Below are 18,617 nucleotides of genomic sequence, written 5' to 3' on the forward strand. Positions count from 1 at the left end.
GGCGGCAGAGCCGGCCGGCCTGGGGAGGGATCATGGTCGATTATGTGATCGTCGGCGGCGGTTCGGCCGGCTGCGTGATCGCGGCGCGGCTCTCCGAGGACCCGTCCGTGTCGGTGCTGCTCATCGAGGCGGGCGGCACCGACCGGCATCCGCTCTATCACTGGCCGGCCGGCTTCGCGAAGATGACGAAGGGCATCGGCTCCTGGGGTTGGTCCACCGTGCCGCAGAAGCACATGAAGGGCCGCGTGCTGCGCTACACCCAGGCGAAGGTGATCGGCGGCGGCTCGACGATCAACGCCCAGCTCTACACCCGCGGCAACCGGCTCGATTATGACGAGTGGGCGCAGGCCGGCAATCGCGGCTGGAGCTATGAGGAGGTTCTGCCCTATTTCAAGCGGGCGGAGGACAATCAGCGTTTCGCCGATGATTTCCACGGCTATGGCGGTCCGCTCGGCGTCTCGATGCCGGTGGCGCCGCTGCCGATCTGCGACGCCTATATGCGCGCCGCGCAGGAAATCGGCATTCCCTACAATCACGATTTCAACGGCGCCCGGCAGGCCGGCGTCGGCTTCTACCAGCTCAGCCAGAAGAACGCCCGCCGCTCCTCGGCCTCCGTCGCCTATCTGGCGCCGGCGAGGGGCCGCAAGAACCTCACGGTCGTCACCGGTGCGCGCGTGCTGCGCATCGTCGTCGAGGGCGGCCGCGCCGTCGGCGTCGACTATGTCGAGGGCGACGAGCGGACGCCCAGGCGTGCCCGCGCGGAGCGGGAGGTGGTGGTCTCCTCCGGCGCGATCGGCTCGCCCAAGCTGCTGCTGCAATCCGGCATCGGCCCGGCCGATCACCTGCGCGCCGTCGGCGTCAAGGTGGCGCACGATCTCGCCGGCGTCGGCGGCAATCTGCAGGACCATCTCGATCTCTTCGTGATTGCCGAATGCACCGGCCCGCACACCTACGATCCCTATTCGGCCTGGTACCGCTCGGCCGCCGCCGGCCTGCAATATCTCCTCTTCCGGCAAGGGCCCGTCGCCTCCTCGCTCTTCGAGACCGGCGGCTTCTGGTATGCCGATCCCGAGGCCCGGTCGCCCGACATCCAGTTCCATCTCGGCCTCGGCTCGGGCATCGAGGCGGGCGTCGCACGGCTGAAGAATGCCGGCGTGACGCTCAATTCGGCCTTCCTGCGGCCGCGCTCCCGCGGCACGGTGCGGCTCGCCTCAGCCGATCCGGCCGCCGCGCCGCTGATCGACCCGAACTATTGGGAAGACCCCTATGACCGCCGCATGTCGATCGAGGGGCTGAAGCTCGCCCGCGAGATCATGCGGCAGAAGGCGCTGAAGCCCTATGTCATGGCCGAGCGTCTGCCCGGGCCGGATTACCTGACCGACGACGAACTCTTCGAGTATGGCTGCCGCCACGCCAAGACCGACCATCACCCCGCCGGCACCTGCAAGATGGGCATCGATGACCGCGCCGTGGTCGACCCGCAACTGAAGGTGCGCGGGCTCGAAGGGCTGCGGGTCGCCGATTCCTCGATCATGCCTACGGTCAACTCGTCGAACACCAACGCCCCCTCGATCATGATCGGCGAGAAGGCGGCCGACCTGATCCTCGGCCGCGCGCCGCTGCCGCGCGTGCCGATCGCGCCGATCGAGGAGATGCGGCCGAAGGCGGCCTGAGCGCGGGCGAGGACGCCCGCTCTGGTCTGACGGCCCGGAATCCCTTACGCCTTGTGGCCCCTCTGTTCAGGACGCCGCCCATGATCGCCCATATCGTGCTCCTCCGCTTCCCCGCTACGGTCACGGCCGAGGAGAAGGCCGCGCTCTACCGCTCCGTCGAGGCGCTGCAGCCGCGCATCCCCGGCATGGCGGGCGTCGTCGCCGGTCCGAACGTCTCGCCGGAGGGCCTCGACCAGGGCTTCTCGGACGGCTTCGTCGTGACCTTCGACGGCGCGGCGGCCCGCGACGCCTATCTCGCCGATGAGGAGCACGCCAAGGTCGGCACCGCGCTCGTCGCCCTCGTCGGCGGCCTCGAAAACCTCCTCGTCTTCGATCTCGACCAGGGATGACACCCTCGCCCTTCGCCGATCCGCGCGGCTTCCTCATCGCCCTTTTCGAGGCGGCGGTCGCCGCCGCCGATCCGGCGGTGACGGTCCGCGACCACCTGCCCGAGCCGCCGAAGGGGCGCACCATTGTGGTCGGTGCCGGCAAGGCCTCCGCCGCCATGGCCGAGGCCTTCGAGGCCGCCTGGCTCGGGGCCGGCAACCGCATCGACGCCGGGCTCGTCGTGACGCGCTATGGCTATGGCCGGCCCTGCCGGGCGATCGAGATCGTCGAGGCGGCGCATCCCGTGCCGGACGCCGCCGGCGCGGCGGCCGCGCAGCGCATCCTCGATCTCGTCTCGGACCTCACCGCGGACGATCTCGTCGTCGCGCTGATCTCGGGCGGCGGCTCGGCGCTGCTTTCTCTGCCGCCCGATGAGGTGGGGGCGGAGGCGAAGCGGCAGGTCAACCGGCTCCTGCTCGCCTCCGGCGCCTCGATCCGCGAGATGAACGGCGTGCGCAAGCACCTGTCGCGGATCAAGGGCGGCCGGCTCGCCGCCGCGGCGCATCCGGCGCGGGTGGCGACCCTCGTCGTCTCCGACATTCCGGGCGACGATCCGGCGCTCGTCGCCTCCGGTCCGACGCTCCCCGATGCCGCGACCCGCGCCGACGCGCGCGCGACCATCGCGCGCTACGGCATGGCGCTGCCGGAGACGGCGGCGGCCTGGATCGCGACCGAGGCGGCCGACGCGCCGCGGCCGGGCGACCCGGCCTTCGCGCGCGACAGCGTCGCCACCATCGCCGCGGCGCGCAAGTCGCTCGAGGCGGCGGCTGCGCTCGGCCGCGCCGCCGGCCTGTCGGTCCATATCCTCTCCGACGCGATCGAGGGCGAGGCGCGCGATGTCGGCCTCGTCCACGCCGCGATCGCCCGCGAGGTGGCGACCCGGGATGCGCCCTTCGTGCGGCCGGTGCTTCTGCTTTCCGGTGGCGAGACGACGGTGACGGTGCGCGGTCCCGCCGGCCGCGGCGGACGCAACAGCGAGTTCCTGCTCGCCTTCGCGACGGGCATTGCCGGGCTCGAGGGCGTCACCGCGCTCGCCGGCGATACGGACGGCATAGACGGCTCGGAGGAGAATGCCGGCGCGCTCGCCGACGGGGCGACCGTCGAGCGCCTCTTCGCCGCCGGCCTGAAGCCGCTCGACCTGCTCGCCGGCCATGACGCGCACCGCGCCTTCGCCGCGCTCGGCGATCTTCTCGTCACCGGACCGACGCGCACCAATGTCAACGACTTCCGGGCAATCCTGATCGTCTGATCGCGTCCGGCGACGGATTGTTCAGGATTTCGTCACTGGCCGCGGCGCGCCGTCTCCGCCATCTCTCTTTGCAACGGACGCCGGCCCTCGGCGCCCGATCCCGTGAGAGGAGCGCGGCATGGGCCTTCTGGTCGACGGCGTCTGGCAGCAGAAAAAGCCCGGCTGGGCGCGCGAGGACGGGCGCTTCGTCCGTCAGGATTCGGTGTTCCGCAACTGGATCACGCCGGACGGCAGCCCCGGACCGAGCGGGGAGGGCGGCTTCCCGGCCGAGGCCGGACGCTATCACCTCTACGTCTCGCTCGCCTGTCCCTGGGCGCACCGGACGCTGATCATGCGTGCGCTCAAGGGGCTCGGGGACGCGATCGGCGTATCGGTGGTGCACTGGCTGATGCAGGACGACGGCTGGACCTTCGCGCCGGGGCCGGGCGTCGTGCCCGATCCGGAGTTCGGCGCCCGGTTCCTGCGCGACATCTACGTCGCTGCCGACCCCCATGCGAACGGGCGCGTCACCGTGCCGGTGCTGTGGGACAAGAAGCGGAAGACGATCGTCTCGAACGAGTCGGCCGAGATCATCCGCATGCTGAACTCCGCCTTCGACGGCGTCGGCGCGGCGGCGGGCGATTATTACCCCGAGCCGCTGCGGGCCGAGATCGACGCGGTCAATGCGCGGGTCTACGACACGGTCAACAACGGCGTCTACAAAGCCGGCTTCGCGACCTCGCAAGCCGCCTATGAGGAGGCCTTCGGCGCCCTGTTCGAGACGCTCGACTGGCTCGAGGCCCGGCTCGCCGGGCAGCGCTTCCTGATGGGCGACCGGCTCACCGAGGCCGACATCCGCCTCTTCACGACGCTCGTCCGCTTCGACGCGGTCTATGTCGGCCATTTCAAGTGCAACCGGCAGCGGATCGCCGATTACCCGGCGCTGTCCGGCTATCTGCGCTCGATCTACCAGATGCCGGAAGTCGGCCCGACGGTGAATTTCGAGCACATCAAGAAGCACTATTACCAGAGCCACACCAACATCAACCCGCCCGGCATCGTCCCGTCGGGTCCCATCCTCGACCTCGACGCCCCGCACGACCGCGAGACCCTCGGAGCGTGAAGGGACGGTCCTGCGGGCTGCGCAAGTTCGGTGACCCGCGCAGCCCGCGCCATCCGTCATGCCGGCCTTGGTGCCGGCATCCATAATCGTGCCGGTCGGCGTCTGGACGAGACGCGCTCCACCCGTCCTTCCCGCGACGGCGGGAAGCCATCAAGCCGCGCTGTGTTCGCCCGTCTCGACGCGCGCAGCGCCGCTCGTCCTGCCGCCCGTCCTGCCGGCCTCCCTCAACCCGTGTGAAACACCTCTTCCATCGCCGCCCACCATTCGCCCTTGGCGCGGGTGTTGAGCGGCACCTGCATCGGGCCGCAGAGCGCCCACCATTTCTGCGTCACCGGGTCGGCCGCCATCTTCGCCGTGTCGGCGGCGAAATCGGTGCCGTGATATTCCCAATAGGCGAACATCACATTCTCCGGCTCGCGCAGGAAGATGGTGTAGTTGCGGATGTTGCAGGCGGCGATCATGGCGAGAACCTCCGGCCAGACCGCGGCGTGGACGCGCTTGTATTCGGCGATCGCCTCGGGCTTCAGCCCGATCACGTGACCCATGCGCTGCATGTTTTTCCTCCCTCGGACGAGGAGAGGAGACTAGGCCGCCATCTTCCATATTTGAAGGCGGCCTTCTCTGATAAATTGCGCCCGGCGATCGAGGGAGGCCGCATGGCGGAAGAGGAGGGGCGCTATCGTGCGCCGGCGCTCGACAAGGGGCTCGACATCCTGGAGCGGCTCGCCGCGGCCGAGGAGGGTCTGTCGCAGGCCGAGATCGCCAAATCGCTCGGCCGCAGCGCCAACGAGATCTACCGCATGCTCGACCGGCTGGTGCGACGCGGCTATGTGCTGCGCACCGCCGGCGACCGCTACGAGCTGACGCTGAAGCTCTTCGCGCTCGGCCAGCGCCATCCGCCGACCCGGCGGCTCGTCGGCCAGGCCATGCCGCTGATGCGGGCCTTCGCGAAAGCGGCCGAACAGGCCTGCCATCTCGCCGTCTACGACCGCGGCCGTGTCGTCGTCATCGCGCAGATCGATGCGCCGAGCTATTTCACCTATACGATGCGGGTCGGAGCGCAGCTCGGCCTCTATTCGACCGGCTCGGGCCATGTGCTGCTGGCCTTCGCGCCACCGGCCGAGCGGGCCTTCATGGAGGCGGAGCACGAGGACGGCTTCGAGGATGCCGCGCCGCCCGAAGGCCTCGCGAAGCGTCTCGCCGAAGTGCGGGCGCGCGGCTACGAGCTGATGCCGAGCGCGCAGGTCGAGGGCGTGCAGAACATCTCGGTTCCGGTGCTGGGGCCGGAGGGGACGGTGCTCGCCGCGCTCACCTGCCCCTATATGCGCCGGATCGACCGCGACGACCGCCCCGATCCGCGCCGCACCCTCGCTCTCCTCGTCGAAGCGGGCCGGGACCTGTCGCGCCTGTCGGGCGGGACGGGGTAAGGCCCCCTTCGCCACGAAGAGGACGAGCCCTCGCCCGCCGGCGAATTCGGCTGTTGCCGACTTCGCCTTTTCCCCCCTCGGCTCGGCAACAGCCGAGCCGAGGGGGAGAGGGGTAGGGTGAGGGCCTGCCTTCTACAGCGACATGCCGCCGTCGGCGGTGAACCACTGGCCGGTCGTGTAGCCGCTCTCGTCGGAAGCGAGATGGACGGCGATCGCCGCGATCTCCTCGGCCTTGCCGAGCCGGCCGATCGGCTGGCGGGCGATGAAGGCGGCGCGCGCCTTGTCGTAATCGCCGGTCGCGTGCATGCGGCCCTCGAGCGACGGGCTCTCGACCGTGCCCGGGCAGATCGCGTTGCAGCGTATGCCGTCCTTGATGAAGTCGATGGCGATCGAGCGGGTGAGGCCGATCACCGCCGCCTTCGAGGCGGAATAGACGAAGCGGTTGGTGACGCCCATCGGCACGCCGGCGACCGAGGCGATGTTGACGATCGAGGCGCCGCCATTTGCCACCATGGCCGGCAGGAAGGCCTTGATCAGGCGGAACATCGAGCGGGCGTTGAGGTCGAAGGCGCGCTCCCAGTCCGCCTCGCTCGCCTCGAGAATCGTGCCGGCATGGACGATGCCGGCGCAATTGAAGAGCACATCGGGCGCCCCGGTCTCCGCCGCGAAGGCGGCGATCGCCGCCGCGTCGAGCACGTCGAGCTTGCGGGTCGTGACGTTCGGGATGCCGGCGAGGGCGGCGAGCGTCTCCTCGTTGACGTCGGTCGCGACGATCCGCGCCCCCTCGCGCGAAAACGCCTCGACGGTCGCCCGTCCGATTCCCTGCGCCGCCGCGGTGACGACGCACAGCTTGTCCTTCAGACGATCGACCATTCTTTCCTCCGGTCGCGGCGGGAGAGCCGCCTCTCCCCGATGAAGCAACCATTTATCTGTGAATGGCCTCTCCGGCAATGGAAAGGGCGGCCCGCGGCCGCCCTCCGTCTTCGGTCCTGCCGGGCGGAGCCCGTCTCAATAGGTGGCGCGGCCGCCCGAGACGTCGAACACCGCGCCGGTGGTGAAGGAGCATTCCTCGCTCGCCAGCCAGGTGATGATCGAGGCCATCTCGGTCGTCGTGCCGAACCGGCCCATCGGGATCTTCGACAGCATGTAGTCGATATGCGCCTGGCTGACCTGCTGCAGGATCGGCGTGTCGACCGTTGCCGGAGTGATCGCGTTGACCGTCACGCCGTCGCGCGCCAGCTCCTTGCCGAGCGACTTCGTCAGGCCGATCACCGCTGCCTTGGAGGCCGAATAGGCCGAGGCGGTCGGATTGCCCTCCTTGCCGGCGATCGACGCGACGTTGACGATGCGGCCATAGCCGTTCTTCTTCATCAAGGGTGCGATGTAGCGGTTGCAGTAGAAAAGGCCGTTGACGTTGATGTCGAACACCCGCTTCCACTCCTCGACCGGATAGTCGACGACGAGCGCGTTCTGGCCGGCGACACCGGCCGAGCAGACGAGCACGTCGATCTTGCCGAGATGGCCTTCCGCCGTCGCCGCGGCCGCCTCGACCGCCGCCGGATCGGTGACGTTCACCGCGATGCCGTGCGCCCGCTCGCCGAGTTCGGCCTTCACGGCCTCGATCCGGCCGGCGTCGACGTCCCAGATGCAGACCGAGCCGCCCTCGGCGACGATCCGCGCCGCCGTCGTCAGGCCGATGCCCGATGCGCCGCCCGTCACAACGGCGCCGCGTCCCTCGAACCGCCTCATCCCGTCCATGTCGTCGTCCTCTCCTCCGCGCCGAGTGCGCGGCGCCCTGTTTAGGCGCGGCGGCGCGCCGGCACAACGGGCGGGAAGCTGGCGCGGCGCCCCGATCGGGGCTAAGGGTCACCGCTTGAACGGCCGGAACGGACGAAGAGAATGGCGCTCGACAGGGTTGAAGACGCGATCGCGGCGATGGCGGCGGGCGAGCTGGTGGTGGTCGTCGACGACACCGACCGCGAGAACGAGGGCGATCTGATCATGGCCGCCTCGAAGGCCGCGCCCGACAAGATCGCCTTCATGATCCGCCATACGAGCGGCATCATCTGCGTGCCGATGATGCCGGACCGCGCCGAGACGCTCAACCTGGCGCCGATGGTCGCCAACAACCGCGATCCGATGCGCACCGCCTTCACCGTCACGGTCGATTACAGGCACGGCCTCACCACCGGCATCTCGGCCGAGGAGCGCGCCAACACGATCTCGGCGCTCGCCAACGACAATTGCGCGGCTTCCGATTTCGTCCGGCCGGGCCATATCTTCCCGCTCATCGCGCGGGAGGGCGGCGTGCTGATCCGCTCCGGCCATACCGAGGCGGCGACCGACCTCGCCCGTCTCGCGGGTCTCGAGCCGGTCGGTGTGCTCGCCGAGATCGTCAATGACGACGGCACCGTCAAGCGGCTGCCGCAGCTCCTCGAATTCGCCGCCGAGCACGGTCTGAAGATCATCTCGATCGAGGACCTGATCGCCTATCGCGCCCGCACCGAGACCTTCGTGCGCGAGGTCGATGCCTTCCCCGTCGCGATCGGCGGCCGCACCGCGAACGCGATCGTCTACGAGACGCCGTTCGATTCCATGCAGCATCTCGCCATCGTGTTCGGCGACGTGCGCGAGCAATCCGACATCCCGACCCGCATCCATCGCGCCGATCCGATCGCCGATCTCATTCAGAACGGCTCACAGGCCTGGCTGCGCACGACATGGAAGCGGCTCGGTGACGCCGATCGCGGGGTCTTCGTGCTGTTGCGGACGCCGATGATCATCCGCCCCGACGGACTGCCGGAAGGCACCGACGGCGAGGAACGGCACCGTTCGGCGCAGAGCCGCCGCCAGCGCTGGCGCGAGGTTGGGCTCGGCGCGCAGATTCTGCGCCATCTCGGGGTCCGCTCGATCCGCCTCCTCGCCGCGCACGAGCGGCAGTTCGTCGGCCTGCAGGGCTTCGGCATAGAGATCGTCAAGACGGAAATCTGCAGCGACTGACCGCCTCGCCGAGCTGCCGCGCCGAGCCCTTCGCCCCCGGCCTCCCTGTGACGGCGATCACAAGAGCGGGAACCGGCTTGCAGCCTCTTCATTGTCTTCCGCGAAACGGCCGACGGCCGGGAAAAGACAAAGGAGGCTCCGATGCTTCAGTGGGCTCTGATTTTCTTGATCGTGGCGTTGGTCGCTGCGGCGCTCGGCTTCGGCGGCCTGGCCGGTACGGCGGTATCGATCGCGAAGATCATCTTCGTCGTCGCGCTGATCCTCTTCCTCATTTCTGCGATCATGCATCTCGTCCGCGGGCGAGGCGTCTAGCGGCGCGGAAGAGCCGCCCCGCTTCTCCCCCTCGGCGGGGCGCGCCACCGCGCTTGAGACCGACGCCCGGACCGTTCCCTCCCCGCGGTCCGGGCGTCGGCCTTTTCACGTCCGGCCTTCGTTCCGCCGGACCCGCTTGCGCATGTTCAGAAGCCGAAAAGCCCCGGCGCCGCGACGGCGCCGGGGCTTTTGTGGGTGCTTGCGGGTTCAGCTGCGGATCGCGAGCGCGCGGCCGATCTCGGCCATGGAGGCTTTCGCGCTCTCCGGATCGGGCAGCGGCGCGCCGCCCTCGAGGATTTCCTCGAGCCGGGCCCGGGCGCGGCTGACGCGGCTCTTCACCGTGCCGACGCGCACCCGGCAGATCTCCGCCGCTTCCTCATAGGAGAAGCCGCTCGCGCCGATCAGGATCAGCGCCTCGCGCTGCTCGTCGGGCAGGAGCTGCATCGCGCGGAGGAAGTCGTCCATCTCCACCCGGCTCGTCTGGCCACCGATATCGGCGAGCCGCGCCGCATGGCTGCCGTCGGCATCCTCGATCTCGCGGCGGCGCTTGCGGCCTTCCGAGTAGAACTGGTTGCGCAGGATGGTCACCAGCCACGCATGCAGATTGGTGCCCTCGGTGAACTTGTCCTTGTTGGCGAGCGCCCGCATCACGGTTTCCTGAACCAGATCGTCGGCGCGGTCGCGGCTCCCGGCCAACGATCGGGCGAAGGCCCGAAGCATCGGCAAGGCGGCGACGAGTTCGTCCTTCATGCTGAACTTTTTCTCGGGATCGTTCACGTCGGCTCGCCGTCCGGCGCGGCCTTGGTGGCGATCTTGCTGTCGATGCTCTCGAGGAGCGACATGATGTCGTCGGGCAGCGGCTCGGCGAGCGCGTCATCGAAGACGCGTCGCAGCTGCCGTCCGATCCAGTCTTCCTTGCGCGGGCCGACCTCCTTGGCCGCCGGGGGCTCTGCCCCCGGAAAAGGGGTACGCAGGCCCTCGTTCTTGTCTTTGCTCACACTATCGGGTCCCGAGGTCATGGTTCGTCCCAGATTGCCGGCCAGAAAAGGGGCCAGCGCTAGGCAATCGTTCCGGGCGCGGATGGTTCCGCCGGGTCAGCAAATTTGAGGAACCAAGGGCGGACAATAGCGTTTGTGTTCGTCCCGCGGACCGTCTCGACAACAAGGGGGAAAAATGTCCGTCAGCATGTCCCAGGCGCTCGCGCCCCATCTGCCCTTCCTGCGCCGCTATGCGCGTGCGCTGACCGGCGGGCAGCAGAGCGGGGACGCCTATGTGCGCGCGTGCCTGCAAGCGATCGTCGACGATCCCTCGGTACTTCCCGAAGGCGAATCGCCGCGCGTCGCGCTCTATCATCTCTTCCATGCGCTCTGGTCCGGCACCCATGTCGATGCCGGCGAAGGGTCCCTGACTGGGGCCGAGGCGACGGCTCAGGAACGGCTCTCCACCATCCCGCCCACGGGCCGCCAGGCGCTTCTGCTCGTCGCGATGGAAGGTTTTTCGGAGGCCGAGGCCGCCCGCATCATGGATCTGTCCGAAGACGGTGTGCGCGGTCTGGTCACCGAAGCGCTCGCCGAGATCGACCGGCAGACCCGCACCTCGGTCCTCATCATCGAGGACGAGCCGATGATCTCGATGGACCTTTCCGGCATTGTCGAGGAACTCGGGCACCAGGTCTCCTCGGTAGCGCGCACGCGCGACGAGGCGGTGCGGGCCGTCGAAGCGCGGCGCCCGGGGCTCGTCCTCGCCGACATCCAACTCGCCGACGGGTCGTCGGGCATTGATGCCGTCAAGGACATCCTGGCGAGCTTCGCCGTGCCGGTGATCTTCATCACGGCGTTTCCGGAGCGCCTGCTGACCGGTGAGCGGCCGGAGCCGACCTTCCTGCTGACCAAGCCGTTCGATCCCCGTACGGTCAAGGCGGCCATCAGCCAAGCTCTGTTCTTCCGGTCGTCGGCCTCGCTCGCCGCGTGAGGGCGGAAAGGGCCCGCATGGGGCGGGCCCTTTCGCCGGTTCGTCAGAGCTTGCTGTACCAGGCGTCGACTTCCTGCTCCGCCTTGTCTTTGGCGATGCCGTAGCGTTCCTGGATCTTTCCGGCGAGTTCTTCCCGGCGACCCTCGATGATGTCGAGATCATCGTCGGTGAGCTTGCCCCACTGCTGACGGGCCTGGCCCTTCAGCTGCTTCCAATTGCCTGCGATCGTGTCACGGTTCATTGCGTTTCTCCAATTGTCTTGGATGACGGAAGAACAATGATCGCTCGCATCAATCGTTCCGAGCCGGGGAGGTGACATGGGCGGCCTGATCGAAGCGGTCCTGGGAGAGGGGGCCTTTCTTCCGCACGGCGTCTGCCTGCTCTGGTCGCCGGCGCTCCTCACCCTGCACGCCCTGTCCGACGCGCTGATCGCCGGCGCCTATTTCGTCATCCCGCTCGCCATCCTGCGCTTCCTGACGCTGCGGCACGATTTCGCGCCCTCCTATCGCCGCGTCGCCTATCTCTTTCTCGCCTTCATCTTCCTCTGCGGGCTCACCCATCTGATCTCGCTCGTCACCTACTGGCAGCCGCTCTACATCATCGAGGGCGGCGTCAAGGCGCTGACGGCTGCCGTGTCGGTGGTGACGGCGATCCTCGTCTGGCCGATCCTGCCCAAGCTCCTGACGCTTCCTTCACCGCAGGCGCTCGAGGAGTCGAACGCGCATCTGAAGCGCGAAATTCAGGCCCATGTGGAAACGCTCCGGCAGCTGAACGACAGCCGCGCCGATCTCGAGCGCCGGGTCGCGCAGCGGACGCGGGAGCTGATCGAGACCAATCAGCGCTTCGAGGCGGCACTGGCGAGTTCGGACGTCGCCGTCTTCTCGCAGGACCGCGATCTCGTCTTCACCTGGAGCTATGATCCGCACGGGCTGTGGCCGGCGCGCGAGGTGGTCGGCCGCACCGACGGCGACACCCTGCCGAGCCTCGTTTCCCAGGAAGTGGTGCGGGCGAAGCGGACCGTGGTCGAGGGCGGCCGCGGTGCGGCGATCAACATCGAGGTCGCCGCCGAGGATGGCGCGAGCCAGTATCTGCGGCTGTCGATGGATCCCTTGCGCGACGATGCCGGCGAGATCGCCGGCCTGACCTCGGCCGTGGTCGATCTCACCGAGCGGCACGATTACGAGACCCGCCTCTCCGCGCTGACGAGCAGCCTCGCCGAGGCGAATGCCCGCTTCGATCTGGCGCTGCGCGGGTCATCGATCTCGGTGTTCACGCAGGACGAGCGGCTCCGCTACACCTGGGTCTACAACACGCCGCTCGCTCCCGACCCCTCGGCGATCGCCGGCCGTACCGACGCCGAGCTGATGGGCGAAGACCGTGCCGCGGCGCTGATCGCGGCGAAGCGCGCCGTGATCGAGGCCGCCGCGCCGCGTACCCTCGATTTCGAGCTCGAGATCGAGGGGCGGCCGCGCTCCTTCGAGATGCGACTCGAGCCGATCGTCGCGCTCGACGGGCGGGTCACCGGCCTTGCCGGCGTCGCCGTCGACATCACCGAGCGGCGTTCGCACGAGCGCCACCTGCGCCTCGTGATGCGGGAACTGACGCATCGGTCGAAGAACCTGCTTGCCGTGATCCAGGCGATGGCCCGCCAGACCGCGGCGCGCAGCGACGACCCCAAGACCTTCGTCGAGCGCTTCTCCGCCCGGCTCCGCGCGATGGCCGCCTCGCATGATCTGCTCGTGGCGCAGGAATGGCACGGCGCCTATCTGCCCGATCTCGTCAAGGCGCAGCTCGCCCAGGCGGTCGATCCCGGCTCGGAACAGCTGGTGACCGAGGGGCCGCCGGTCAGCCTGCGGCCCGATGCGGCGCAGAATATCGGCCTTGCGCTGCACGAGCTCACCACCAACGCGGCGAAATACGGCGCGCTGTCCGTGGCCGACGGGCGGATCGCGATCCGCTGGCGGCTCGAGGGCGATCGCTTCGTGCTGCGCTGGGAGGAGCGGGGCGGACCCCCGGTCGAGCCGGCGTCGCGGCGCGGCTTCGGCGTCACGCTGCTCGAGCGCACCGTCGGTCAGGCGCTCGACGGCACCGTGTCGGTGTCGTTCGAGGACAGCGGTCTCGTCTGCGAGATCGTCATTCCGGCGAGCCATCTGCTCGCCTGACAGGCTGCCGGCGCCTCAGCGGCGCCGGCCGAGCCCGCTCGTCAGCCCCATCATGAAGGCGGTCGCAGCCGTGACGGCGCCTCGCGAGGCGGCGAGACGGCGCGCGCGTTCCCGCCGCCACGCGGCGATCACCAGCACGGCGAGGCCGATGAAGAGAAACAGGGCGGCGAAGATCAGTTTCGCCCCGAGCGGCCCGTAGGTCCGCGCGATCAGCTCATATCCGGCTGCCGTGACGAAGCCGAGCCCGATGGCGATCAGAAGCCCGGCGAGCAGCATCGCCGCCAGCGAGCGGGCCGCGCGGCCCGCGCCCTGGACGGCATTGCCGATCGCGGCCGCTGCCACCGCCTGAAAGAGTGCCCCGATCAAGACGCTGTCCTCCGCTTCAGCGGCGGGAGAACAGCGTGCCGAGCAGAAGCCCGACGCCGGTCGCGATCAGCACCGACGGGATCGGGTTGGCGGCGATCCGGCTCTCGAGATCCTCGGCGAGCATTTCACCGCGCCGCCGCGCATCGTCCGCGCTCATGCGCAGTGTCTCTCCGGTCCGCTCCGCCGCATTGCGCAGCGCGTCGGCGCCCGCCTCGACCCGCTGCGCACCGAGCGTGCGGATCGTCTCGGCGAGTGCGGCGACGTCCGCTCGCAGTACCCGAAGCTGTTCGGCGACGTCGCCGCCGTCGACCGTGTTCTCGCTGCCGAGATTGTTCTCTGCCATTTTGGTTCCTCTGCGCTGTCGCCGATCATGCGCGTCGGCCGCGTCGCTATCCTGTCTTCCGCCGGCCTTCGATCTCGTCGTGCCGCCAGACGTGACGCAAGGGGCGGCCGATCTCGACCGCCTCGATCGCCGCCGCCAATTCGATCGCCAGCCGCTCCAGCGGCGCGCGCTCGGGCGGCGCTGCGGACCTCGCCCGGCGTGCCGTCGCAGCGAGCCAGTGCTTGAGCGTGTCGCGCTTCTCGCCCGCGGTCAACGCGCCGTCCTCGAGCACCTCGTCCGGTGCTGCGAAGCCTGCATAACCGCCCATTTTCTTTATCGGCACCAAACCGCCGCTCCATTCTCGAGCCCCACCGGCCGTTGAACGGGGGAACAGGCCGTTCGGTTCCCGTGCGGCAGCAGCGGGAACCGACGCGCTGCCGCATTCTTGTCCTTCTTCAAGCGGCCGGTTCCGTGCCGCGGGCGCCTCCGTTATGGTGGCCGCAGCACGACCGACCGACCTCGTTTCCAACACCGCACAAGACTGGGGGCTCCGGATGGACCTGACATTGACCGCGCGCAACTCCTCTTCGCTGACGGAGCCGGCCGGGGGGCGTGTCGTTCCGGTCATCCTGTGCGGCGGTGCGGGCTCTCGGCTCTGGCCCTATTCGCGCGAGGCGCGGCCGAAACCCTTCCTGCCGCTCGTCGACGGCGAGACCACCTTCACGGCGACCCTGAAGCGCGTTTCGGACCGCTCGCTGTTCGCCGCGCCCGTCGTCGTCGCAAACGAGGATCACCGCTTCCTCGTCGCCGAGGAGGTGCGCGGGCTCGGCGTCGAGGCGACCATCATTCTCGAGCCGGAGCGGCGGGATTCGGCCGCCGCCGTGGCCGTCGCCGCGGCCTTCGTCGCGGCGCGCGACCCGGATGCGGTGGTGCTGATCCTCGCCGCCGATCACGTCGTGCGCGACGTTGCGGGCTTCCATGGCGCGGTCTCCGCCGCGCTCGCCGCCGCGCGGGCCGGCGCCATCGTCACCTTCGGCATCACGCCGACCAATCCGGCCACCGCCTATGGCTATATCCGCCGTGGCACCGCACTGCCTGAGGCCGAGGCGGTCTCGGCCGTCTCGGCCTTCGTGGAAAAGCCCGATGAGGAGACCGCGCAGCGTTATCTCGACGAGGGCTATGTCTGGAACAGCGGCAACTTCATGATGCGGGCCGCCGCCGGTCTCGCCGAGATCGAGCGACTCGCGCCCGAGGTCGCCGTCGCCGCCCGGATCGCGGTCGAGACCGCAAAGACCGACATCGACTTCCTTCGCCTCGACGGCGACGCCTTCGGGCGCGCGCCGAAGGTGTCGTTCGACTATGCCGTCATGGAGAAGACCGACAAGGCGGCGGTGATCGCCGCCACCTTCGACTGGTCCGATCTCGGCACCTGGGAATCGATCTGGGATGCCGGCCGGCCGGATGCCGCGGGCAATGTCGTGGTCGGCGAGGCCGTGCTCGAGGCGGTCAGCGGCAGCTATGTCAATGCCGACGGACCGGTGGTCGGTGTGGTCGGCGTCGACAATGTCGTCGTGGTCGCCACCGAGGATGCGGTGCTCGTCACCGACCGGTCACGCTCGGGCGAGGTGAAGCAGCTCGTGGCACGGCTGCGCGAATCCTATCCCGAAACCGTCGCGAGCCATATCCGCGTCTATCGGCCCTGGGGTTACTACCAGTCGATCGACAAGGGCGCCCGCTATCAGGTCAAGCGCATCGTGGTGAAGCCCGGCGCGCGGCTGTCGCTGCAGAACCATTTCCACCGCTCGGAACACTGGGTCGTCGTCACCGGCGTCGCCCGCGTGACCGTGGACGAGACTGTGCGGCTCGTGGGCGAGAACGAATCCGTCTACATCCCCCGCGGCGCGGTGCATCGTCTCGACAATCCCGGGAAAATCCCCGTCGAACTGATCGAGGTGCAGTCCGGCAGCTATCTCGGGGAGGACGACATCGTCCGCCTCGAGGACGACTACAATCGGAAATAGCCTCCGCCCTTCGTTCGAACTATACTCCTCTCGGGCAGGATAAACCGAGTCCACCGCGACGTTGCGCGGCGGGCCATCGCGGCGATGTCGTGGGGTCGGGCCGGTGCGCCAAGGGATCAGGCGCGTCGGCTTGCCGCGCGGTTGCGCCGGCGGGAGAGTATGGGATGGCGGGAGAAGGGGGCGGCATCCGCGATGTCGGCGGCATCGCGGCGGGTCCGATCTCTGGCGAAGACCCCGAATCGGCGCTGGCGCGGCTGATTCGGATCCGGGATCGCTTGCGGGAACTCTGGTCGTCCGACCGGGCGAGCCTGCCGCGCGACGAGATCGCCGCGCTGATCGAGGCGATGGCCGATTCCGAGCGCGAGATCCGCGAGCTCCGCCACCGGATGGTGGTCAGCGAGCGGCGCGATTCGCTCACCGGCGTGCTGAGCCGCCCGGCCATTCTCGCCGAAACCGAGGCTGCGATCGCCGGATGCGCCGGCGAGGGCCGGGGCGCCGCCCTGCTCGCCGACATCAACCGGTTCTCCGCGATCAACGAGCGGTTCGGCTCGTCGGCGGGCGACGGCGTGCTGCGCCAGGTGGCGCGCCGGCTCGAACGGCTCGTCGAGGCACGGTCGGACGAGACGGCGGAGGGAGAGGAAGCGCGGCTCGGCCGCATCGGCACCGATCGTTTCCTTGTCCTCCTGCCGCGCATCGCCTCCGACCGCGAGGCGACCGATGTCGCACTCGGCATCCTGCACATCCTCGAGGAGCCTGTGGTGGTCGGCACGGAGGCGGTCGCGGTGACGGCGAGCATCGGCATCGTGCATCTGCCCGAGGATGCGGGGACGGCCGACGCCGCGCTCGCCCGTGCCGCCGCCGCGCTCGCCGATGCCAACCGCTACGGCCGCGGCCGGATCGCCCGCTACCGGCCCGAGATCGGGCCGCCGGCGCCCGCCATGCGGGCGCTCGAGCCGGATCTGCGCAGCGCCGCGCGCTTCGAGCAGCTCCACCTCGTGTTCCAGCCCAAGGTGCGCTGCGCCGACGGCGCGATCGTCGGTGCCGAGGGGCTGCTGCGCTGGCGCCATCCCGAGCACGGGCTGATCGGGCCGGATCAGTTCATCCCGCTCGCCGAGGAGACGCTGATCATCGAGCAGATCGGCGGCTTCGTCCTGGGCGCGGCCTGCAAGGCGGCGCGCGCGATCAAGAATGCCGGCTTCGACATGACGGTGGCGATCAATGTCTCGGCGCGGCAGTTCGGCCAGCCCGCCTTCATCGAGCGCTTCTGGCGGGCGATGAAGCAGTACGATCTGGAGCCGGAGCGCTTCGAGATCGAGATTTCCGAACTGTCGATGCATCCGAGCCGCGACGACATGGCCGGCGCGCTCGAGGCGCTCAGGGCGATCGGCTTCCGGCTGATCCTCGATGATTTCGGCCGCGGCCAGACCTCGCTCGCCTTCCTCGCCGGGCTGCCCTTCGACGGGATGACGATCGACCGCTCCTTTGTCGCCGGCATCGGCCATTCCTCGACGGCGGAGCGGATGATCGGCGGCGCCCTCAAGCTCGCCGATGAGCTCGGTCTCGAGACGATCGCCGAAGGCGTCGAGACGGAGGCGCAGTTCGCCTTCGTGCGCGAGCGGCGCTGCGCCTTCGCGCAGGGCTTTCTCCTGTCGCCGCCCGTCGAGCTCGACGATTTCCTCGCGCTCGTCCGGCGCTCGCCGTTTCTCGGACCCGCCTCGCCCTCCTGAGGCGGGTCAGAGCGTTCCCTTGCCGGCGTCCGAGCCGAGCCGGGCGCGCCGCCGCTGCAGCACCAGCACGACGGCGAGGGCGGTGAAGATGACGAGGAAGGAAAGACCCGTCGTCACCGTGCCGAGCGCATAGAGCACCGGCGTCGTGACATTGGTCGTCATCGCATAGATCTCGAGCGGCAGCGTGTTGAACGTGCCGGCGGTCATCATCGTGCGGGCGAATTCGTCATAGGAGAGGGTGAAGCCGAACAGCGCGACACCGATCAGGCTCGGCAGGATCAGCGGCAGCACGACGAAGCGGAATGTCTGCCAGGGGCTGGCGCCGAGATCGCGTGCCGCCTCCTCATAGGCCGTATTGAAGCGGTTGAAGACGGCGAGCATGATCAGGAGGCCGAAGGGCAGCGTCCAGGTCAGATGGGCGCCGAAGGCCGAGGAATACCAGGCCGGCCGGATGCCGATCACCTGGAAGAGCAGGCCGATGCCGAGGCTGATCAGGATCGACGGCACGATGAGGCTCGCGACCGCCAGGTAGAAGAGCGGCGTCGAGGCGCGGAAGCGGCGGCGGAAGGCGAGGCCGGCGAGGAGCGAGACGAGCACCGTCACCGCCATCACCATGACGCCGAGCGACAGCGAGCGACGGAACGAGCCGCCGAAATCGCCGACCGCCTGCGTTTCGAACAACCGGCCGAACCAGGTGAAGGAGAAGCCGTTCATCGGGAAGGTGAGGCCGCCATTCTCGCCCTGGAAGGAGAGCAGCACGATCGTCGAGAGCGGGCCATAGAGGAACAGCACGAACAGCACGAAAAAGGCGGCGAGCAGCCAGAAGCCCCAGCCGCGGGTCTCGCTCAGCATGGGATTG

At 69.1% G+C, this 18,617-nt stretch carries 21 protein-coding genes; 11 read left to right on the forward strand and 10 right to left on the reverse strand.

Annotation, left to right across the window (positions count from 1 at the left end):
* Positions 1-29: 29 nt before the first annotated feature.
* From GGQ63_RS11620 to GGQ63_RS11635, 4 genes are all read left to right on the forward strand, one after another.
* Entirely contained in the window at positions 30-1,673 is a 1,644-nt protein-coding gene (locus GGQ63_RS11620; RefSeq protein ID WP_183856187.1) for a GMC family oxidoreductase N-terminal domain-containing protein, read from the forward strand.
* 80 nt (positions 1,674-1,753) lie between these two features.
* Positions 1,754-2,062, forward strand: a complete 309-nt coding sequence (locus GGQ63_RS11625) for a Dabb family protein (RefSeq protein ID WP_183855947.1) — start codon at positions 1,754-1,756, stop codon at positions 2,060-2,062.
* Positions 2,059-3,348, forward strand: coding sequence for a glycerate kinase type-2 family protein (locus GGQ63_RS11630; RefSeq protein ID WP_183855948.1), 1,290 nt, complete (start codon positions 2,059-2,061; stop codon positions 3,346-3,348). Before GGQ63_RS11625 ends, GGQ63_RS11630 begins: the two co-directional genes overlap by 4 nt.
* A gap of 118 nt (positions 3,349-3,466) precedes the next feature.
* Positions 3,467-4,450 carry a glutathione S-transferase family protein gene (locus GGQ63_RS11635; RefSeq protein WP_183855950.1) on the forward strand — a complete coding sequence of 328 codons (984 nt, stop codon included), beginning with the start codon at positions 3,467-3,469 and terminating at the stop codon, positions 4,448-4,450.
* A gap of 224 nt (positions 4,451-4,674) precedes the next feature.
* Here the strand turns inward: GGQ63_RS11635 and GGQ63_RS11640 are convergent, their stop codons facing one another.
* A complete protein-coding gene (locus tag GGQ63_RS11640) occupies positions 4,675-5,004 on the reverse strand; it encodes an L-rhamnose mutarotase (protein WP_183855952.1) in 330 nt (109 codons plus the stop codon).
* Positions 5,005-5,106: 102 nt separating this feature from the next.
* Here GGQ63_RS11640 and GGQ63_RS11645 point away from each other — a divergent pair, with 102 nt between their 5' ends.
* Entirely contained in the window at positions 5,107-5,877 is a 771-nt protein-coding gene (locus GGQ63_RS11645; RefSeq protein ID WP_183855954.1) for an IclR family transcriptional regulator, read from the forward strand.
* A gap of 132 nt (positions 5,878-6,009) precedes the next feature.
* On the opposite strand, the gene GGQ63_RS11650 is transcribed toward GGQ63_RS11645, so the two are convergent.
* Together GGQ63_RS11650 and GGQ63_RS11655 are read right to left on the reverse strand one after the other, a co-directional pair.
* Positions 6,010-6,750, reverse strand: coding sequence for an SDR family oxidoreductase (locus tag GGQ63_RS11650; RefSeq protein WP_183855956.1), 741 nt, complete (start codon positions 6,748-6,750; stop codon positions 6,010-6,012).
* Positions 6,751-6,885: 135 nt separating this feature from the next.
* A complete protein-coding gene (locus GGQ63_RS11655; protein WP_183855958.1) occupies positions 6,886-7,635 on the reverse strand; it encodes an SDR family NAD(P)-dependent oxidoreductase in 750 nt (249 codons plus the stop codon).
* 141 nt (positions 7,636-7,776) lie between these two features.
* Between GGQ63_RS11655 and ribB the strand changes: the two genes are divergently transcribed.
* Both ribB and GGQ63_RS11665 read left to right on the forward strand, forming a co-directional pair.
* Positions 7,777-8,877 carry a 3,4-dihydroxy-2-butanone-4-phosphate synthase gene (gene ribB / locus GGQ63_RS11660; protein ID WP_183855960.1) on the forward strand — a complete coding sequence of 367 codons (1,101 nt, stop codon included), beginning with the start codon at positions 7,777-7,779 and terminating at the stop codon, positions 8,875-8,877.
* Positions 8,878-9,018: 141 nt separating this feature from the next.
* On the forward strand, positions 9,019-9,189 hold the full coding sequence (locus GGQ63_RS11665) for a DUF1328 domain-containing protein (protein WP_183855962.1): 171 nt from the start codon (positions 9,019-9,021) through the stop codon (positions 9,187-9,189).
* A 207-nt stretch (positions 9,190-9,396) separates the two neighbouring features.
* Here the strand turns inward: GGQ63_RS11665 and GGQ63_RS11670 are convergent, their stop codons facing one another.
* Together GGQ63_RS11670 and GGQ63_RS11675 are read right to left on the reverse strand one after the other, a co-directional pair.
* Positions 9,397-9,939, reverse strand: coding sequence for a sigma-70 family RNA polymerase sigma factor (locus GGQ63_RS11670; RefSeq protein WP_183856189.1), 543 nt, complete (start codon positions 9,937-9,939; stop codon positions 9,397-9,399).
* Between the two features lie 23 nt (positions 9,940-9,962).
* Positions 9,963-10,208 (reverse strand): NepR family anti-sigma factor, encoded by a 246-nt coding sequence (locus tag GGQ63_RS11675; protein WP_183855964.1) that lies wholly within the window; start codon positions 10,206-10,208, stop codon positions 9,963-9,965.
* A gap of 166 nt (positions 10,209-10,374) precedes the next feature.
* Between GGQ63_RS11675 and GGQ63_RS11680 the strand changes: the two genes are divergently transcribed.
* Entirely contained in the window at positions 10,375-11,160 is a 786-nt protein-coding gene (locus tag GGQ63_RS11680; protein ID WP_281380141.1) for a response regulator, read from the forward strand.
* Between the two features lie 43 nt (positions 11,161-11,203).
* Here the strand turns inward: GGQ63_RS11680 and GGQ63_RS11685 are convergent, their stop codons facing one another.
* On the reverse strand, positions 11,204-11,401 hold the full coding sequence (locus tag GGQ63_RS11685; RefSeq protein WP_183855966.1) for a CsbD family protein: 198 nt from the start codon (positions 11,399-11,401) through the stop codon (positions 11,204-11,206).
* 76 nt (positions 11,402-11,477) lie between these two features.
* On the opposite strand from GGQ63_RS11685, the gene GGQ63_RS11690 reads away from it, so the two are divergent.
* The gene (locus tag GGQ63_RS11690) at positions 11,478-13,322 is read left to right on the forward strand and encodes a sensor histidine kinase (RefSeq protein WP_183855968.1); all 1,845 of its coding nucleotides are present in this window, start codon (positions 11,478-11,480) and stop codon (positions 13,320-13,322) included.
* Positions 13,323-13,337: 15 nt separating this feature from the next.
* On the opposite strand, the gene GGQ63_RS11695 is transcribed toward GGQ63_RS11690, so the two are convergent.
* From GGQ63_RS11695 to GGQ63_RS11705, 3 genes are read right to left on the reverse strand one after another with little or no spacing between them, the layout of a single operon-like run.
* Positions 13,338-13,688 (reverse strand): hypothetical protein, encoded by a 351-nt coding sequence (locus GGQ63_RS11695; protein ID WP_183855970.1) that lies wholly within the window; start codon positions 13,686-13,688, stop codon positions 13,338-13,340.
* 16 nt (positions 13,689-13,704) lie between these two features.
* Positions 13,705-14,031, reverse strand: a complete 327-nt coding sequence (locus GGQ63_RS11700; RefSeq protein WP_183855972.1) for an ElaB/YgaM/YqjD family protein — start codon at positions 14,029-14,031, stop codon at positions 13,705-13,707.
* 46 nt (positions 14,032-14,077) lie between these two features.
* Complete coding sequence (locus GGQ63_RS11705) at positions 14,078-14,338, reverse strand: hypothetical protein (protein ID WP_183855974.1); 261 nt, start codon at positions 14,336-14,338, stop codon at positions 14,078-14,080.
* Between the two features lie 226 nt (positions 14,339-14,564).
* Between GGQ63_RS11705 and GGQ63_RS11710 the strand changes: the two genes are divergently transcribed.
* Positions 14,565-16,031: a mannose-1-phosphate guanylyltransferase/mannose-6-phosphate isomerase gene (locus GGQ63_RS11710; protein ID WP_183855976.1), complete on the forward strand. Its 1,467-nt coding sequence runs from the start codon at positions 14,565-14,567 to the stop codon at positions 16,029-16,031.
* Between the two features lie 164 nt (positions 16,032-16,195).
* The gene (locus tag GGQ63_RS11715; protein WP_183855978.1) at positions 16,196-17,758 is read left to right on the forward strand and encodes a putative bifunctional diguanylate cyclase/phosphodiesterase; all 1,563 of its coding nucleotides are present in this window, start codon (positions 16,196-16,198) and stop codon (positions 17,756-17,758) included.
* A gap of 6 nt (positions 17,759-17,764) precedes the next feature.
* On the opposite strand, the gene GGQ63_RS11720 is transcribed toward GGQ63_RS11715, so the two are convergent.
* Positions 17,765-18,610: an ABC transporter permease gene (locus GGQ63_RS11720; RefSeq protein WP_183855980.1), complete on the reverse strand. Its 846-nt coding sequence runs from the start codon at positions 18,608-18,610 to the stop codon at positions 17,765-17,767.
* Positions 18,611-18,617 lie beyond the last annotated feature (7 nt).

The organism is Prosthecomicrobium pneumaticum (assembly GCF_014199915.1).
GTDB lineage: Bacteria > Pseudomonadota > Alphaproteobacteria > Rhizobiales > Kaistiaceae > Prosthecomicrobium > Prosthecomicrobium pneumaticum.